Raw genomic sequence first — 15218 nt, 5'->3', positions numbered from 1 at the left:
CAGGAACTGTATCGCCATGCTCACGCCTGACCTGAAACGGCTGACCGCACTGCACGCGCCATATACAAAACATCTGGTGCTGGCGTTGCTCGCCATGATCGTCACCGCCGGTACCGAACCCCTGCTGCCATATGCGCTCAAATTGCTGCTCGATAACGGTTTCGGCGGCAAGGTCCATTTCTCGTTCTGGCTGGTGCCGCTGATCGTGATCGGCATCTTTGCCATCCGTGGCGCGTCGACGTTTGCCAGCAGCTACCTGATGAGTTATGTGTCCACGCGCATCCTCAACGAATTGCGGCGCATGATGTTTGCCACCATGCTGAGCCTGCCGATCGACTTTTACAGCACCAATACGGTGGGGAAAGTCATCAATTCCATCATGTTCGAAGTGCAGCAAATCATCGACATGGTGACCAAGGTATTCACTTCCATCGTGCGTTCCTCGCTGACTGTGCTGGGCCTGCTGGCCTGGCTGCTGTACCTGAACTGGGTCTTGACCCTGGTCACCCTGGTACTGCTGCCGCTGCTGACTTTTGTCGTGCGCACCACCGGCAAGCGCCTGAAACAATTGAACCGCGACTCGCTGGCCGTCAATGCCGACCTGACCCAGGTGATCGAAGAAACCACGCGCGCCCAGCAAGTCATCAAGATTTTCGGCGGCCAGGACTATGAAAAATCGCGCTTCGAACAGAGTGCGGAACAATTGCGCCGCTACAGCATGCGCATGACCAGCACGTTTTCGGCCACCGTCCCGATTACCCAGGTCATCACGGCAGCGGCCGTGGCGCTGGTGATCGTGATGGCCCTGTTCCAGTCGGAACACGGACAAATCACGGTCGGCGGTTTCGTTTCCTTCATCACCGCCATGCTGATGCTGCTGACGCCCTTGAAACAGCTGGCCGAAGTCAATGGCCCCCTGCAGCGCGGCATGGCCGCCGCCGAAGAAGTCTTCTTGCTGATAGACAAGACGCCCGAGCGCACGGGCGGCCAGCAGCTGGCGCAACGCAGCCGCGGGCAGATCGATTTCGACCAGGTGCAGTTTTGCTATCCAGGCCACCAGGAAGTGGCCTTGCAGGATATCAACCTGAGTATTGCGCCTGGCCAGACGGTGGCCTTCGTCGGCATGTCCGGCGGCGGCAAATCGACCCTGGTCGGCTTGCTGCCCGGCTTTTATTCCGTCAGCAGTGGCCAGATCCTGCTCGATGGCCAGAATATCGATGAGATCGCACTGACCAGCTTGCGCAGCCAGATCGCCATGGTCAGCCAGCAAGTGGTGTTGTTCGACGACACCCTGGCCGCCAATATCGCCTATGGCGACGCGACGCCGGACCGCCAGCGTATCGAAGCGGCGGCCGCTGCGGCGTTCTTGTCCGATGTGATCGACAGCATGCCGCAAGGCCTGGAAACACGCCTGGGCGACAATGGCTCGCGCCTGTCGGGCGGCCAGCGCCAGCGCGTGGCGATTGCCCGCGCGATTTACAAGGATGCGCCCATTTTGATCCTCGACGAAGCCACCTCGGCGCTGGACACGCAAGCCGAGCGGGCCGTGCAAGCCGCGCTCGAGCATCTGATGCAAGGCAGAACGACTTTAGTTATTGCACACCGCCTCTCCACGATTGAACGTGCTGACCGTATCGTGGTATTGTCACATGGAAAAATAATGGAAACTGGTAGTCACCAACAATTATTGGATGCCAATGGCGCCTATGCCAATTTGCATCGCCTGCAATTTTCCCAGCAAGTGGCCTGACACTGACTCGACACTGACGACTGCCTACCTGAACCCGTACCGATCCATGACACCTTTGATTCCTGCCGAACTTCTTGCGAAGTCGGAAAAAATTCTATTCATCGCCCACCTGGCACTGGGCGATTTCACTTACCTGCAAAATGGTTTTCGCGCCTTTGCCGCCGCCCATCCCCATATCGAGATCCACCTGTGGATCGATGAAGTCAGGCGCACTGCCGACGCCACGCAATGGGAAGGCTTGCGCAAATATTCGCTGTACGACTGGGTCGAGCACTCCGGCCTGTTCGCCAAGGTATACCGCCAAACCTACAGCCCCGCGCTGTATGAGGAATCGGTGCGCGAAGCCCAGGCGGAACACTATCCCATCATCGTTTCCCTGGCACACGTACGGCCACAGCAGTACGCGGAGCTGGCCCGCCGCCTCAATCCCCAGGGCCTGGTGATCGGCACCCGCAAGCGCGTCAAGCTCATCCGTCCATGGCACTATTTCTCTTACCGCAAGCTCGATGCCATCCTGGCGCCCTATGCGGGCCCCGATGTGGGCGAACACCATGTCAGCAGCGTCTATGCAGACTGGTTCCAGCAATTGAGCGGCATCGATATTCCCGTCGCCGATCGTTATCCGTTTGTTCACATTCCCGAAGCCTCGCTGCACCAGGCGCGGGAGCAGCTGGCCAGCTGGGGCTTTGATACGCGCAAGGGTCCGCTGGTGCTGCTCAACCCGTTTGCCAAGTCGCACAAGCGCAGCTGGCCACTGGAGCGCATTGCGGAATTGATTACCCGCATGCAACAGCAAGCCAAATGGGCCGACGCCTGTTTCCTGATCAATGCCATGCCGCAAGAGCTGGCCAAGGTGAACGCCATGGCGCAGGCGCGCGGCTTGCAGCGCACGCACGCGTTCAGCGCCGTCGACAATTTTTTCCAGCTGCCGGCCATGCTGGCCCAGTGCGATCTGATTATTTCAGTGGAGACATCGATCATGCATCTGGCCAACGCCGTGCATGTGCCCGTGATTGCGCTGATGCGCAAGAAGAACCCGGAATGGGCGCCTTTCGATAGCGCCAACAGCACCGTCATCACGGTGGCGCGGCGCAGCGATTGGGTCAAGGCGATTCCAGTCGATCAGGTATTGCACGCCATCGCCTGATACTGCCGGGAAGCTGGGCGCTCAGGCGTCCAGCATGCTGATGCGGACCAGGTCGGCCACGTTATCGACGCCGAGCTTGTCCATCAAGCGCGCCTTGTGCACTTCCACGGTGCGCACGGAAATGCCCAGCAGCGGCGCGATCTCGCGGTTATGCTGCCCCGTCACCACCAGTTGCATCACTTCCCGTTCGCGCGGGGTCAGGCCGTCGAGCAAAGCCAGGCTGTGCGCCTGGCGCTGCAGGCGGCCGCGCGTTTCCGCCTCGCGCGAAAATGCTTCATCGATGGCAGCCATCAGCTTGTCGTGATCGAACGGTTTTTCCAGGAAATCGCTGGCCTGGGCCTTGAAGGCCTGGCGCGCCAGGTTCACGTCGCCATGACCGGTAATGATAATGATAGGCAACAGGCATTCGAGCTCGCCCAGCCGGCGCTGCAAGACCAGGCCATCCATGCCGGACATGCGGATATCGATCAGCAAACAGCCGGACCACTCGCGGCGCCAGCTCTGCAGGAAATCTTCGCCGCTGGCAAACATGGCCGTCCGATAGCCACGCACGCCCAGCAGCAAACCCAGCGCATCGCGCACGGCAGGATCGTCGTCGACGATAAAGACCGTTAAATTACTTTTCACCATATTCCCCCTGGGAGTCGCTCGTCGCCGCCAGCGGCAGGATGAATCTGAACATGCCGTGCGTGCCGACTTCCGCCCACAACTTGCCGCCATGCGCCTCGACAATCGCCCGGCTGAGTACCAGGCCCAGCCCCAGGCCACTGGCCTTGGACGACACAAACGGTTCAAACAGGCGCGCCGCCAGGGTGCTGGAAATGCCGGCGCCGCTATCTTCCACGGACAGGCGCAAGCGCCCGCCCCCCAGCCGTTCCGCCGACAGATCGATGCGGCGCAAGCCGCGCGGCACGCCCAGCACCGAATCCTGCGCATTGGCCAGCAGGTTGCGCAGCACCAGCTCCATCTGCAGGCGGTCCGCATTCACCGCCAGCGGCGGCATCTGGCCCACCACCAGTTCGATGCCGTGCTCATGGAACTGCGGCGTGAACTGGCGGCTGATACCGGAGATCAACACACCGACCTCGATGGTTTCCAGCTGCATGGCGCCGGTACGAAAGAAATCGCGCAGGCGCCGCACCACTTCGGCCGCCCGGCCCGATTCGACGATCATATGGCCGATGGCGCTTTTCAGGATATCGCCGCTTTCGCCCCGCTCCAGCAAGTATTCGCAGGCCTTGCCGTAGGTGGACAGGGCCGTCAGCGGCTGATTCAATTCATGCGCCAGGGCGGCCGCCATTTCACCGGCGGCGGCCAGGCGCATGGTGTGCTTGAGCTCATCGGCCACCTTGCGCAGTTCATCGACGACGATGCCGATAAAAAAGCCCACCAGCGCCAGCACGGCATCGAGCAATTGTAATTCGTAAAACTGCAAATTCACCGCATGCGACCATTTGACCATGGTGATAATGCCAAGTTGCAAGACAAACACCATCAGTGCCGTGCCATACAGCCCCTGGCGCGAGGCAGCCCAGATCAGCGGGAGGAAGAGGAAATAAAAATGCTTGTAGTCGGAGCGCACGATGGAACCGAACACGCACCACAGCACGAACATGGCCAGCGCCAGATAGCCCAGCGTTTCCCAGCGCCACACGGTTTCTTTCAGGCGCATGCGGCCGCGCTCGCTGACCAGCATCCAGATCAGCGGCATCGACACCACCAGCCCCACCATATCGCCGATGCCAAAGCGCAAGGCCGCCGAGCCCCATTCGCCCGGCGGAATCTTGCCCGTCAGCGACAGCAGCGAGATATAGCCGAGCGCATTGAGCATGGTGCCGGCCAGCACGATCACGGCCCAGATCGCCAAACGGCGGCGGTTATCAAAAATATCGCCGCTACTGAACCGGCGGCGCAAGGCCGCGCCGATGGTGCCATACCCCACGATCAGCCAGGCCGAGGACAACAAGGTCAGCGGCCAGCCGGCAGGCAGGCCGCGCACCAGGCATTCGCCCGCCAGCAAGGCGATAAACCAGGGCAAGGCAGCCTTGCGGCCATAGAGCAGCCAAAATACCAGGCCCAGCGCCGGATCCGGGTTCCAGGGGGTAATGTTGAGGCCGTACAACGGGTCGATATACGTCGCCCAGTCGAATAACAGATACAAGCCGACGAAGGCGGGATACGGCAGGTAACGAGACAAGGATGGGCGCATGGAATTGTTTTCTGACTATCCAGCATTATGCATCTCATCCGTGCGACACGCCATGACGCATTGCGCTATAAGCACTCCCGATTTCATTCATACAACAACTCCGTCTCGGCGCTGCTACACGGACGGCGCCAGCGGCAAGCGCACCTCGACCAGCAAGCCCTGGCCGCCACTGGCGCGGTGCAACTGGATCGTGCCGCCATGCTGCTGTACCACCGAAGCGACGATGGCCAGGCCCAGGCCGCTACCCGGCTGCGACTGCTGCTGCGGCGCGCGGAAAAAGCGGTCAAACACCCGCTCGTACAGCGCCGGCGGTATGCCCGGCCCCTGGTCGGCCACGTGCAATACCGCCTGGCCCCGTTCCGCATGCAAGGACACCGTGACACTGCTGCCGCGCGGACTGTATTTGATGGCGTTTTCGACCAGATTGTCGATCAGCGAGACCAGGCTTTCCCGCTGCCCCGCCACGCTCAGGGACACGCTGGCCTGCAGTTCCAGTTCGATCCCCTCCGCTTGCGCCAGGCCGGCCAAGGCGGCCAACCGATCCTGCAACAAGCTGTCGAGCGCTTGCGGCAGGGGCAAACGGCCCGTCTCGGCCTGTACTTCGCTGCGCGTCAATTGCAGCAACTGCCCTACCAGGCGCGCCGCGCGGTTGCCGCTGTTTAAGATGCCGTCCAGCAACTCCTGCTGGTGCGGCGCGTGTGCCTGGCTTTGCAAGGCTTCCACGTTGACGCGCATGGCCGCCAGCGGCGTGCGCAATTCATGGGTGGCGTCGGCAATGAAGCTGCGCTCGCGCGCAGCGCTGGCGTCCACCCGCTGCAGCAGCGCATTGATATTGTCGACCAGCGCCGCCAGCTCGCCATGCGGCGGCTTGAAGGTCAGCGGGCGCAAGTCCTGCGGCCCGCGCGCAGCCACTTCCTGCGCCACCTTGCGCCACGGCCGCATTGCCAGGCGGATCGAGAGCCAGGCCGGCAACAGCAGGAAAGGCAAGCTGATCAGCAGCGGCAACAAGTAGTAGCCGCGTGAATTGATGGTGACGAAAAACTGCCATGGTCCGCCCAGCTCCAGTACTGTCACGCGCGTTCCTCCTTCGACCAGGCTGCGGCTGCGCCAGGGCTGGCCCTTGATGTAGACTATTTCCATCTGCTCGGGACCGGCGCTGCGGATACCGCTGGGCGTATCGGGCGATTTGTAGACCAGCTGGCCATCGCGCCAGACCAGGATACGCGGCGCCAGTTCCTGCACCTGTCCCTTTTCAAACTCATCGCGCAAGGCCTCGTCGATCGCCTGCAGGCTTTGCTGCTGGCGCTGCGGTTGATCGGCCAGGTTGTCGGCGACGCTGATAACGGCACGCAACACGCTGCGCGTCACATTGCTGCCTTCCCCGCTTCCCTCGAACAACACATACGCGACCGCCAGGCTCCACAGCACGGTCAGCATCAGCATTTGCGCCAGCATCAGGCGGCGCACCAGGGTCGGGTGCCACAGCATGTTCCAGCAACGGCGCATCATGCCGGCTTACCCGGCACGCAGGCAGGATCGCCCTGCTGGTCGATGACATAACCGACGCCGCGCACGGTGCGGATGTAGCCTTCGCCTATCTTGCGGCGTAGATTTCCCATGTGTACATCGAGCGTATTGCTGGCATTGGCCAGGCCGCCCGGCAAGATATGCTCTTCCAGCACGCGCCGCGTGATGACGCGGTTGGCCCGCATCAACAAGGTTTTCAGCAAGGCATATTCGCTGGCCGTCAGTTCCACGGCCCGTCCATGCACGCTGACACGGCGCGTCGGCACTTGCAGCAGCAGGCCGCGCAATTCGATCGTATCGCCATCAAACCCGTAACTGCGGCGGGCCAGCGCACGCACGCGCGACAGCAGCTCGGCCAGCACGAAGGGTTTCACCAGGTAATCGTCGGCGCCGCCATCGAGGCCCCGCAAACGTTGCTCCAGCGTATCGCGCGCACTGAGGATCAGCACCGGCAGGCGTGCCGCGCGCAAGCGGGCCAGCAAGTCGAGGCCGTCGCCGTCGGGCAAGCCCAGATCGAGCAGCACCAGTTCGCAGCTGTCCTGGTCCAGGCTGCGCGCCGCATCTTCCAGGCTGCGCACCCAGACCACTTGCATGCCCTGGTCACGCAAGGCGATCCGCACGCCGTTGCCCAGGTCCATATCATCTTCAATCAGCAGTATTTTCATACCGACATTAAACCATCACAAGCTGAAGAATAGTTAAAGGCCGCCGCCAGGGTGCGCAGGGCGGACCGCGCCCCCTGCATCTTCATGCAATCTTCATCAATGGCTCATCTTTCCTTCATGGCAAGCAAGGATACTGTGTCACGTCAATCGAGCCACCCCGGACTCGGTTCTCCACTTGACGGAACCTACCATGCAAGCAACTACTTCCCTGTCTTCTACTCTGGCAATAGCTGGTCTGCTTTTGCTGCCCCTGTCTGCGCTGGCGGCCGATCCGGCGCCCGGCAATGTGCTGACCGTCGGCGCTGGCGCTGCGGTCGTATCGAGCTATTCCGGCTCGGACAAGCTCAGCACCATGCCTGTGGTCGTTCTCGACTACAGCATGGCGAACGGCTTCTTTGCCAGCTCCATGCGCGGCATCGGCTATGGCGGCCAGGCTGGCCCGCTCAGCTATAGCGTCGCGCTCGGCTACCGCGGCGAACGCACCGACCACAAGCGCAAGGGCATCAATGGCTACGGCGGCAGCGATTATCTGAAGGGCATGGGCGACGTCAAAGGCAATGCCAGTGCGCTGCTGGGCATGGCGTATTCGCCGATTCCTGGCGTACAACTGACCATATCGAGCGATATCCCCTTGAATCACCGCGAAAACGGCGCCCGGCTGGAGTTCGGCGCAGGCGGCCAGATCTACAGCAGGAACGATAGCCGGGGCGTGCCGCAAGACACCATCAGCCTGGGTGGGCAGGCAGGCTGGGGCGAGAAAAAATACATGCAAACCATGTATGGCGTCACGGCCACCCAGGCCGCCAATACGGCATTCAAGCAATACGCCCCCAAGGGCGGCTTTTATGAGGCACAGGCCACCGTCAGCTGGGAACACCGCTTCGATGCCAAATGGGGACTCACCGCGATGGCCGGCGTCACGACGCTGATCGGCGACGCCCGCAAGAGCCCCATCGTGCAGCGCAAGACGGCGCCGATGGGCGCCATCTACGCCAGCTATCGCTACTGATAGGCCGATATAAGGGAAACACGTACGGCATTTCGCCAATTTACAGAGGGGGCCACGCTGGCTAAGATGGACCGATACTGATTCTTTTCATTTCGTCATCACATGCAAGCTGCGCCTCCACATCCGCAACGCCAGGACCACGCCGATCACGGCGTGCCGGCGCATGCCGGCGCGGCGCAGCAGACCTTGCTGTTGCTGGTCCCCATCAAACGGATGGAAGACATCATCTTCGGCGCCCGCTACGCCCGCCGCCTGCAGGAATGGGGCATCAGCGTCAAGGTCAACCTGCTGCATGTCACCCCGGTGATGGCGCGTGCCGGCGTGGCCGGTCCCGGCGACAGCAGCAAGAGCGAAGCGGCGGCGGCACAGTTGATGCAGGAAGCCGGTTTGTACCTGAGCCGCTCCCATCTCGAATTTTCCACCTTCATTTCCTCCGGTGACGTCGCTTTTACGATCCTGGATACAGCTGAATTGCTTGGCTGCCATGAAGTCATCTTGCCAGCGCCCAAACCCCGCTCCTGGCCACGCCGTTTCTCGGGCGACCTCGCCCGCAAACTGGCACGCGATAGCCGTAGCGCCATCGTCCTGCAAGCAAACCAGGATGGTGTCGGCGGTCCCGTTCCCGTCTGAGTGGCCATCCGCGGCGCAGACGCCCTACATTCTTGACCATGGAAAAGCGCCAGATGACGCCATCAATTACCCTGTCTTCGGGTTTGACAAAAAACCGCGGCGGATTTGTACGCCGCCTGCGTGAAACGCTAAAGCTGCAACTGCGGGCGCGCTGGCAACACCGGCAGACCCGCGACTGGCTGCACTTATTGAACTCGCACCCCGTCTTTCACGATCTGGTGCAAGCCTGTCCGCACCTGATTCACAAGGTCTACCGCGACTACATGAGCAAAAAACTCAGCTGCCGCCAACGCGTGGACTTGCTGGCTGAACACTATTATTTCATCCTGCAGCAGGGCTGGGGCAATTTGATGGCCCAGGCCGCCCGTGATCCTGTGCGCCTGGGCACGGTGCCCGGCAAGTCCGGCTCGCTGTACCATTTGCAACTGTGTTCAGTGCACCCGATGGAGCGCGAAGGCGAAATCGTCTTGCGGCTGATCCAGGGAGAGGAGGTCCTGTATTCGGTGGCCTTCACCTTCTTTGGTTCAGTGCAACGCGCCAGCATCGGCGTCAGCATTGGCTGCATACAGGGGCCAAACAGCCAGGATAGCTTGCACCGCGTGCGCGAAGCCACGCGCGACCTGCATGGTCTGCGGCCCAAGAATTTGATGGTGCGCCTGGTGCGCCAGCTGGGATATGAGCATGGCTGCCGCCAATTGCTTCTTGTTAGCAATAACAATCACGCCGTGCACTACTCGGCCAAAAAAAAGGGCCGTTTGTTTGCCAACTACGATGAGTTGTGGCGTGAGCTGGGCGCCAAGCCCCGTCGGGATGGCGATTTCGAATTGCCATGCGAAGACTTGCCGCTGCCCGTAATGGAAGAAATCGCCTCGAAAAAACGCTCGGAAATGCGCAAGCGCCATGAGATCACCGTGGCGCTCATCGACTGCCTGCGCAGTGGCCTGGACGCGCATCGCCGCCCAAGTCCGATGCCAACGCCACTGCACGTGGCCGCCAACGATGCACAGCACGTGGACGAGGACGACTACGAGGCCGCAGTGGCGTGATATAGCCTGGGGAACGGCCGGCGCACGCCATAAAAACCGTGCTCCGCGCAATCCTGTTACGCTAGACCCTATCGGCTTGCGCACAGCGCCGGCCGCTTTCCCCAACGCTTACAAGGAGGCAAGTCATGCGCGTAGATATCTACCGCCGGGCCGAGCACGACGGCATTTTTTCCTATCTCGCCGTGCCGGAAGGAAAGCTGATTCCTGAAGAAGTCACCAATACCGACTGGCAACTGGAAGTACGCGCCAGCGAAGTGGCGGACGATGCCGATGCCTTGCCCCACTACCATATTGAACAGCCACACCAGCAAATCGCTGCCAAGGGCTATGCCATCACCGGCCTGAAAGATATGTAAACGACAAAAGCCAAACCCGATCTGCATCCGGTTTGGCTTTTTCTTGTGATACAGGGGGGGGGCCTAGTACTCGACCGCCACCTCTTGCGCCCCCAGCACCTGCTCCAGCGCCGTCTGCAATTCATCCGATGGCGCCACCTTCCACTCTTCGCCAAATTGCAGCACGCAGCTGACGCCTTGCGGACTGACGCGCGCGGCAATCGGCAAGCCCGTCTCGGCGCGGTGCGGCATGATCACGTCGCGGATGCGGCGGGCATCGAGCGTCGCCGGCAAGACCAGGCCCAGCTGGCGGCCATATTGCACGCGCGCCGCGATGATGTCGAAGGCGCTCTCGGCGGTGATGCGCAAGCCGCCCGAGAAACGGTCTTCCGACACCTTGCCCACCACTGCCAGGAATTCATCTTCCCTGAAGATTTTCTTGTTCGCTTCAAACAGCTCGCCATACACCGTCACCTCCACCGTGCCGCTCTTGTCATCGAGCGTGACGATCAGGATCTTGCCCCGCTGCGTCATCTGCGTGCGCAATCCCGTGATGACGCCGGCCATCATGCGCGGTTCGCGCGAAGGCGTCAGTTCCGACAGCTTGGTGCGGGCAAAACGGCGCGCCTCGGGCGCGTAGGAATCGAACAGATGGCCGGACAGATAAAAGCCCAGGGCAATCTTTTCTTCCGTCAACCGTTGCTTGTCGGTCCAGACAGGCACCTTGACGTACTCGGGCGGCGCCACCATGTCGCTGTCGTCGCCGCCGAACAGGCTGACCTGGTTGGCCGCCTTGGCGGCCTGGTCGGCGCACTCCATGGCAAACGCCACGGAAGCGAGCAAAATCGCGCGGTCGACCTTCAGGCAATCGAAAGCGCCGCTGCGGATCAGGGATTCGATGGTGCGGCGGTTGATCTGTTTCTTGTCGACCCGCTTGCAGAAATCAAACAAACTGGTAAACGGCCCGCCCGCCTCGCGCGCGGCGATGATGGCTTCGATGGCGTTCTGGCCGGAACCTTTGACGGCGCCCAGGCCATAGCGGATCTGCGTGACCTTTTTTCCGCTGACGGACGGCGCTTCGCCGCTCGGCGTGAAGCGGTAATCCGATTCGTTGATGTCCGGCGGCAACAAGGTCAGTTTGCAGATTTCCAGCGCGTCTTCCACCAGGATCTTGATCTTGTCCGTGTCATCCATGGCCAGCGACAAGTTGGCTGCCATGAAAGCGGCCGGATGGTGCGCCTTCAGATACGCCGTGTGGTAGGACAGCAGGGCGTAGGCGGCGGCGTGCGATTTGTTAAAACCGTAGCCGGCGAACTTTTCCATCAAGTCGAAGATCTCGTCGGCTTTTTCGGCCGTCAAGCCATCTTTCGCCGCACCGGCGCGGAAGATTTCGCGGTGCTCGGCCATTTCCTCGGCCTTCTTCTTGCCCATCGCACGACGCAACATGTCGGCGCCGCCCAGCGAATAGCCGCCGACGATCTGCGCCATCTGCATCACCTGCTCCTGATACACCATGATGCCGTAGGTTTCGGACAGAATCGATTCCGTGCGCGGATCGGGATAGTCGAAACGTTCGCCATGCTTGCGCTTGCAGAAATCGGGAATCAGGTCCATCGGGCCCGGACGGTACAAGGCCACCAGCGCGATAATGTCTTCGAAGCGGTCGGGACGCGCGTCTTTCAGCATGCCCTGCATGCCGCGCGACTCCAGCTGGAATACGGCCACGGTCTTGGCCTTGGTCAGCAGATCGTAGGATGGCTTGTCGTTCAGCGGCAAGGCTGCCAGGTCAAAGTTCGCCTGCGCCGGATCGAGCTGCTTGATGTAGCGCACGGCGCGGTCGAGAATCGTCAGCGTGGTCAACCCCAGGAAGTCGAACTTCACCAGGCCGACGGCTTCCACGTCATCCTTGTCGTACTGCGACACCACGCCGGAATCGCCGCCCTGCGTGTACAGCGGGCAGAAATCCGTCAATTTCCCAGGAGCAATCAAGACGCCCCCCGCGTGCATGCCGATATTGCGCGTGATGCCTTCGACCTGCTGCGCCAGGTCCAGCAGCTGCTTGACCTCTTCCTCGTTTTCCAGGCGTTCCTTGAGCAGCGGCTCTTCCTCGATGGCGTCGGCGATCGACACCGGCTTGCCGGGCTTGAACGGAATCAGCTTGGAAATACCGTCGCAAAAGTTATAGCCGAAGTCCATCACGCGGCCCACGTCGCGGATCGCGCCCTTGGCCGCCATGGTACCGAAGGTGGCGATCTGCGAGACCGCCTCCTTGCCATACAAATCCTTGACGTGCTGGATGACCCGGTCGCGCCCTTCCTGGCAAAAGTCGATATCGAAGTCGGGCATCGAAACGCGTTCGGGGTTCAGGAAACGTTCGAACAGCAGGTTGTATTGCAGCGGGTCCAGGTCGGTAATCAGCAGCGAATACGCCACCAGCGAACCGGCGCCCGAACCACGGCCTGGCCCCACGGGCACGCCGTTTTCCTTGGCCCACTGGATAAACTCGGCCACGATCAGGAAGTAGCCGGGGAACTTCATGTTGCAAATCGTGTCGGTCTCGAATTTCAGGCGCGACTCGTAGCGCGGACGCTCTTTTTCGCGGCGTTCGGGATCGGGATACAGCTGGATCAGACGTTTTTCCAGGCCGGCCTGCGACTCGGCCACCAGGAACTGGTCGATCGTCATGCCGGGCGGCGTGGGGAAATTCGGCAATTGCGGCTTGCCCAGCACCAAGGTCAGATTGCAGCGCTTGGCGATTTCCACCGAATTGGCCAGCGCGGCCGGCAAATCGGCGAACAGTTCCGCCATATCCGCCTGCGACATGAAGCGCTGGCTGTCATTGAAACGCTTGACGCGCTTGGCATTGGCCAGCATTTCGCCTTCGGCGATACAGGTGCGCGCTTCGTGGGCGATAAATTCTTCAGGGGAAATAAATTGCACCGGATGCGTGGCCACCACCGGCAAGCCCAGCTTGGCTGCCAGCGCCACTGCATGGCGCACCTGCGCCTCCTGGTTGGCCTGGCCGCCGCGCTGGATTTCAATATAAAAGTGACCAGGGAAAATCTCGGCCCAGCGCTGGGCGTTGCGTTCCGCCAGCGCCAGGTTGCCATTTTCAATCGCCACGCCGACGTCGCCAAAATGCGCGCCCGACAAGGCGATCAAGCCATTGGCCGCGCTCTCGCCCGGATACAGCTCATAGGTATTCGTGGCCAGCGCCTGCAGCCATTCGATACGCAGCTCGGCGCGGCCCTTGTACTGGTTGGTCAGCCAGGCGGTCGACAGCAATTCGCACAGTTGCAGATAGCCCATGCGATTCTTGGCCAGCAGCAACAAACGCGACGGTTTTTCACGGTTGTCGTCGTTGGTGATCCACACGTCGACGCCGACGATGGGCTTGATGCCCTTGCCGCGCGCTTCCTTGTAGAACTTGACCATGCCAAACAGGTTGGACAGATCGGTGACGGCCAGCGCCACCTGCTTGTCCTTGGCGGCCGCCTTGACCACGTCGTCGATACGCACCAGGCCATCGACGATCGAGTACTCGGAGTGCACGCGCAAGTGCACGAATCCCGGTCCCTGCGCGGCTTGCTGCGGGGCTTGTTGTAAAGAGTGTGGCACACCCGCCGGGGCGCCGGCGTCCTGCATTACCATTTCCATCCTGTCTACCAATCCTGCAAAATTCAATGGGGTCTATTCTACCGCGTCGCAGCCCCCGCCCGCAGACGCAGACAGGGCCGACACGCAAGAAATTATGCCAGGCCGCCTTGGCCCGGCCGTTTGACCAGCCGGCCCTGCGCGCGTGGCAATACGTCCAAAGGTGGGTATCCCCACCAGACTGTCAGGCTTATAATATCGGCTGTTCAGTCTAACCCGATCGCCATCATGCAAGCCACACCTTCCCTTTCCGCCGCGCCCGCCGACAGTTTTGTCAATATTGCAGCGTATAAATTCATCACGCTGGACGATACGGAAGCCATGCGTCCCTTGTACCAGGAGCAATGCCTGGCGCTGGGCCTGAAAGGCACCATCCTGCTGACGCCAGAGGGCATCAATATGTTCCTCTCCGGCACACGCGAGAACATCGACGCCTTCCTGGCCTGGGTGCGCAGCGACGCCCGCCTGGCCGATCTGGAATGGAAGGAAAGCTTATCCAAAGAGCAATCGCACAAGCGCATGCTGGTCAAGCTGAAAAAAGAAATCATCACCATGCGCATGCCGCTGATCAAGCCGGAACTGGGCCGCGCGCCGTCCGTCGATGCACATACCCTGAAACGCTGGTTAGACGCCGGCGTCGACGATGCCGGCAAACCGGTGGTGATGATGGAAACGCGTAACGCGTTTGAAGTCGACGTGGGCACGTTCAACAACACCCTCGATTACCGCATCGACAAGTTTACCGAATTCCCGGCCGTCGCTGCCGCCCACAAGGATGAGCTGGAAGGCAAGACCGTGGTCACCTTCTGCACCGGCGGCATCCGCTGCGAAAAAGCCGCCATCCACATGAAGGAAATCGGCTACGACAGCGTGTACCAGCTCGACGGCGGCATCCTGAAGTATTTTGAAGAAGTCGGCGGCGACCATTACACGGGCGACTGCTTCGTGTTCGACTACCGTACCGCCCTCAACCCGAAACTGGAACCGACGGAAACCGTGCAATGCTTCGTCTGCCGCGCCGTCGTCACGCCGCGCCAGCAGCTGGCGCCCGAATACGTGTACGAAGTGTCTTGCCCGCATTGCTTTGGCAAAAAAAATGCCTGATAAAAGAAGGCTTGATATAAAAGGCTGCCAACATGCACACTCCTTTATAATGTAGCCATCTTACAACTTTCATTATAGATAATTGGCGCCCGGAAGGGCACCGGCAATACGCACCGTGTGTGTATCCGCGCGCCATGACTCC

General features: G+C 61.0%; 12 protein-coding genes. 7 read left to right on the top strand and 5 right to left on the bottom strand.

Going from position 1 to position 15218, the window contains the following annotated elements; genetic code table 11:
* The first annotated feature begins 16 nt into the window (after positions 1-16).
* Positions 17-1750, top strand: a complete 1734-nt coding sequence (gene msbA, locus ACL9RI_RS01375) for a lipid A export permease/ATP-binding protein MsbA (protein ID WP_422724809.1) — start codon at positions 17-19, stop codon at positions 1748-1750.
* A gap of 46 nt (positions 1751-1796) precedes the next feature.
* The gene (locus tag ACL9RI_RS01370; RefSeq protein WP_422724808.1) at positions 1797-2897 is read left to right on the top strand and encodes a glycosyltransferase family 9 protein; all 1101 of its coding nucleotides are present in this window, start codon (positions 1797-1799) and stop codon (positions 2895-2897) included.
* A 21-nt stretch (positions 2898-2918) separates the two neighbouring features.
* Here the strand turns inward: ACL9RI_RS01370 and ACL9RI_RS01365 are convergent, their stop codons facing one another.
* The 4 genes from ACL9RI_RS01365 to ACL9RI_RS01350 form a co-directional block, all read right to left on the bottom strand.
* Positions 2919-3524 (bottom strand): response regulator transcription factor, encoded by a 606-nt coding sequence (locus tag ACL9RI_RS01365; protein WP_422724807.1) that lies wholly within the window; start codon positions 3522-3524, stop codon positions 2919-2921.
* Positions 3514-5106 (bottom strand): ATP-binding protein, encoded by a 1593-nt coding sequence (locus ACL9RI_RS01360; protein WP_422724806.1) that lies wholly within the window; start codon positions 5104-5106, stop codon positions 3514-3516. Before ACL9RI_RS01360 ends, ACL9RI_RS01365 begins: the two co-directional genes overlap by 11 nt.
* A gap of 114 nt (positions 5107-5220) precedes the next feature.
* Positions 5221-6615: a sensor histidine kinase gene (locus ACL9RI_RS01355; RefSeq protein WP_422724805.1), complete on the bottom strand. Its 1395-nt coding sequence runs from the start codon at positions 6613-6615 to the stop codon at positions 5221-5223.
* Positions 6612-7298 (bottom strand): response regulator, encoded by a 687-nt coding sequence (locus ACL9RI_RS01350; protein ID WP_422724804.1) that lies wholly within the window; start codon positions 7296-7298, stop codon positions 6612-6614. Before ACL9RI_RS01350 ends, ACL9RI_RS01355 begins: the two co-directional genes overlap by 4 nt.
* A gap of 190 nt (positions 7299-7488) precedes the next feature.
* On the opposite strand from ACL9RI_RS01350, the gene ACL9RI_RS01345 reads away from it, so the two are divergent.
* The 4 genes from ACL9RI_RS01345 to ACL9RI_RS01330 all read left to right on the top strand — a co-directional run bounded on the left by ACL9RI_RS01345 (position 7489) and on the right by ACL9RI_RS01330 (position 10339).
* A complete protein-coding gene (locus ACL9RI_RS01345) occupies positions 7489-8307 on the top strand; it encodes a MipA/OmpV family protein (protein ID WP_422724803.1) in 819 nt (272 codons plus the stop codon).
* A 102-nt stretch (positions 8308-8409) separates the two neighbouring features.
* Positions 8410-8937, top strand: coding sequence for a universal stress protein (locus ACL9RI_RS01340; RefSeq protein ID WP_422724802.1), 528 nt, complete (start codon positions 8410-8412; stop codon positions 8935-8937).
* A gap of 53 nt (positions 8938-8990) precedes the next feature.
* On the top strand, positions 8991-9983 hold the full coding sequence (locus ACL9RI_RS01335; RefSeq protein WP_422724801.1) for a VirK/YbjX family protein: 993 nt from the start codon (positions 8991-8993) through the stop codon (positions 9981-9983).
* 125 nt (positions 9984-10108) lie between these two features.
* Positions 10109-10339 (top strand): DUF6139 family protein, encoded by a 231-nt coding sequence (locus tag ACL9RI_RS01330; RefSeq protein ID WP_422724800.1) that lies wholly within the window; start codon positions 10109-10111, stop codon positions 10337-10339.
* 63 nt (positions 10340-10402) lie between these two features.
* Here the strand turns inward: ACL9RI_RS01330 and dnaE are convergent, their stop codons facing one another.
* Positions 10403-13963, bottom strand: a complete 3561-nt coding sequence (gene dnaE, locus ACL9RI_RS01325) for a DNA polymerase III subunit alpha (protein WP_422724799.1) — start codon at positions 13961-13963, stop codon at positions 10403-10405.
* Positions 13964-14200: 237 nt separating this feature from the next.
* Here dnaE and ACL9RI_RS01320 point away from each other — a divergent pair, with 237 nt between their 5' ends.
* Positions 14201-15076, top strand: a complete 876-nt coding sequence (locus ACL9RI_RS01320; RefSeq protein ID WP_422724798.1) for a sulfurtransferase — start codon at positions 14201-14203, stop codon at positions 15074-15076.
* Positions 15077-15218: the final 142 nt, after the last annotated feature.

The sequence above is a fragment of the Janthinobacterium sp. Mn2066 genome (genome assembly GCF_049319705.1).
Taxonomy (GTDB): domain Bacteria; phylum Pseudomonadota; class Gammaproteobacteria; order Burkholderiales; family Burkholderiaceae_D; genus Janthinobacterium.
This window is presented reverse-complemented; position numbering and strand designations above follow the sequence as displayed.

Excerpts from the sequence above, each read along its gene's own strand:
- ACL9RI_RS01320 (WP_422724798.1), top strand. The coding sequence starts at position 14,201 with ATGCAAGCCACACCTTCCCTTTCCGCCGCGCCCGCCGACAGTTTTGTC.
- ACL9RI_RS01360 (WP_422724806.1), bottom strand. The coding sequence starts at position 5,106 with ATGCGCCCATCCTTGTCTCGTTACCTGCCGTATCCCGCCTTCGTCGGC.
- msbA (WP_422724809.1), top strand. The coding sequence starts at position 17 with ATGCTCACGCCTGACCTGAAACGGCTGACCGCACTGCACGCGCCATAT.
- ACL9RI_RS01330 (WP_422724800.1), top strand. The coding sequence starts at position 10,109 with ATGCGCGTAGATATCTACCGCCGGGCCGAGCACGACGGCATTTTTTCC.
- ACL9RI_RS01335 (WP_422724801.1), top strand. The coding sequence starts at position 8,991 with ATGACGCCATCAATTACCCTGTCTTCGGGTTTGACAAAAAACCGCGGC.
- ACL9RI_RS01350 (WP_422724804.1), bottom strand. The coding sequence starts at position 7,298 with ATGAAAATACTGCTGATTGAAGATGATATGGACCTGGGCAACGGCGTG.
- ACL9RI_RS01340 (WP_422724802.1), top strand. The coding sequence starts at position 8,410 with ATGCAAGCTGCGCCTCCACATCCGCAACGCCAGGACCACGCCGATCAC.
- ACL9RI_RS01345 (WP_422724803.1), top strand. The coding sequence starts at position 7,489 with ATGCAAGCAACTACTTCCCTGTCTTCTACTCTGGCAATAGCTGGTCTG.
- ACL9RI_RS01355 (WP_422724805.1), bottom strand. The coding sequence starts at position 6,615 with ATGATGCGCCGTTGCTGGAACATGCTGTGGCACCCGACCCTGGTGCGC.
- dnaE (WP_422724799.1), bottom strand. The coding sequence starts at position 13,963 with ATGCAGGACGCCGGCGCCCCGGCGGGTGTGCCACACTCTTTACAACAA.
- ACL9RI_RS01370 (WP_422724808.1), top strand. The coding sequence starts at position 1,797 with ATGACACCTTTGATTCCTGCCGAACTTCTTGCGAAGTCGGAAAAAATT.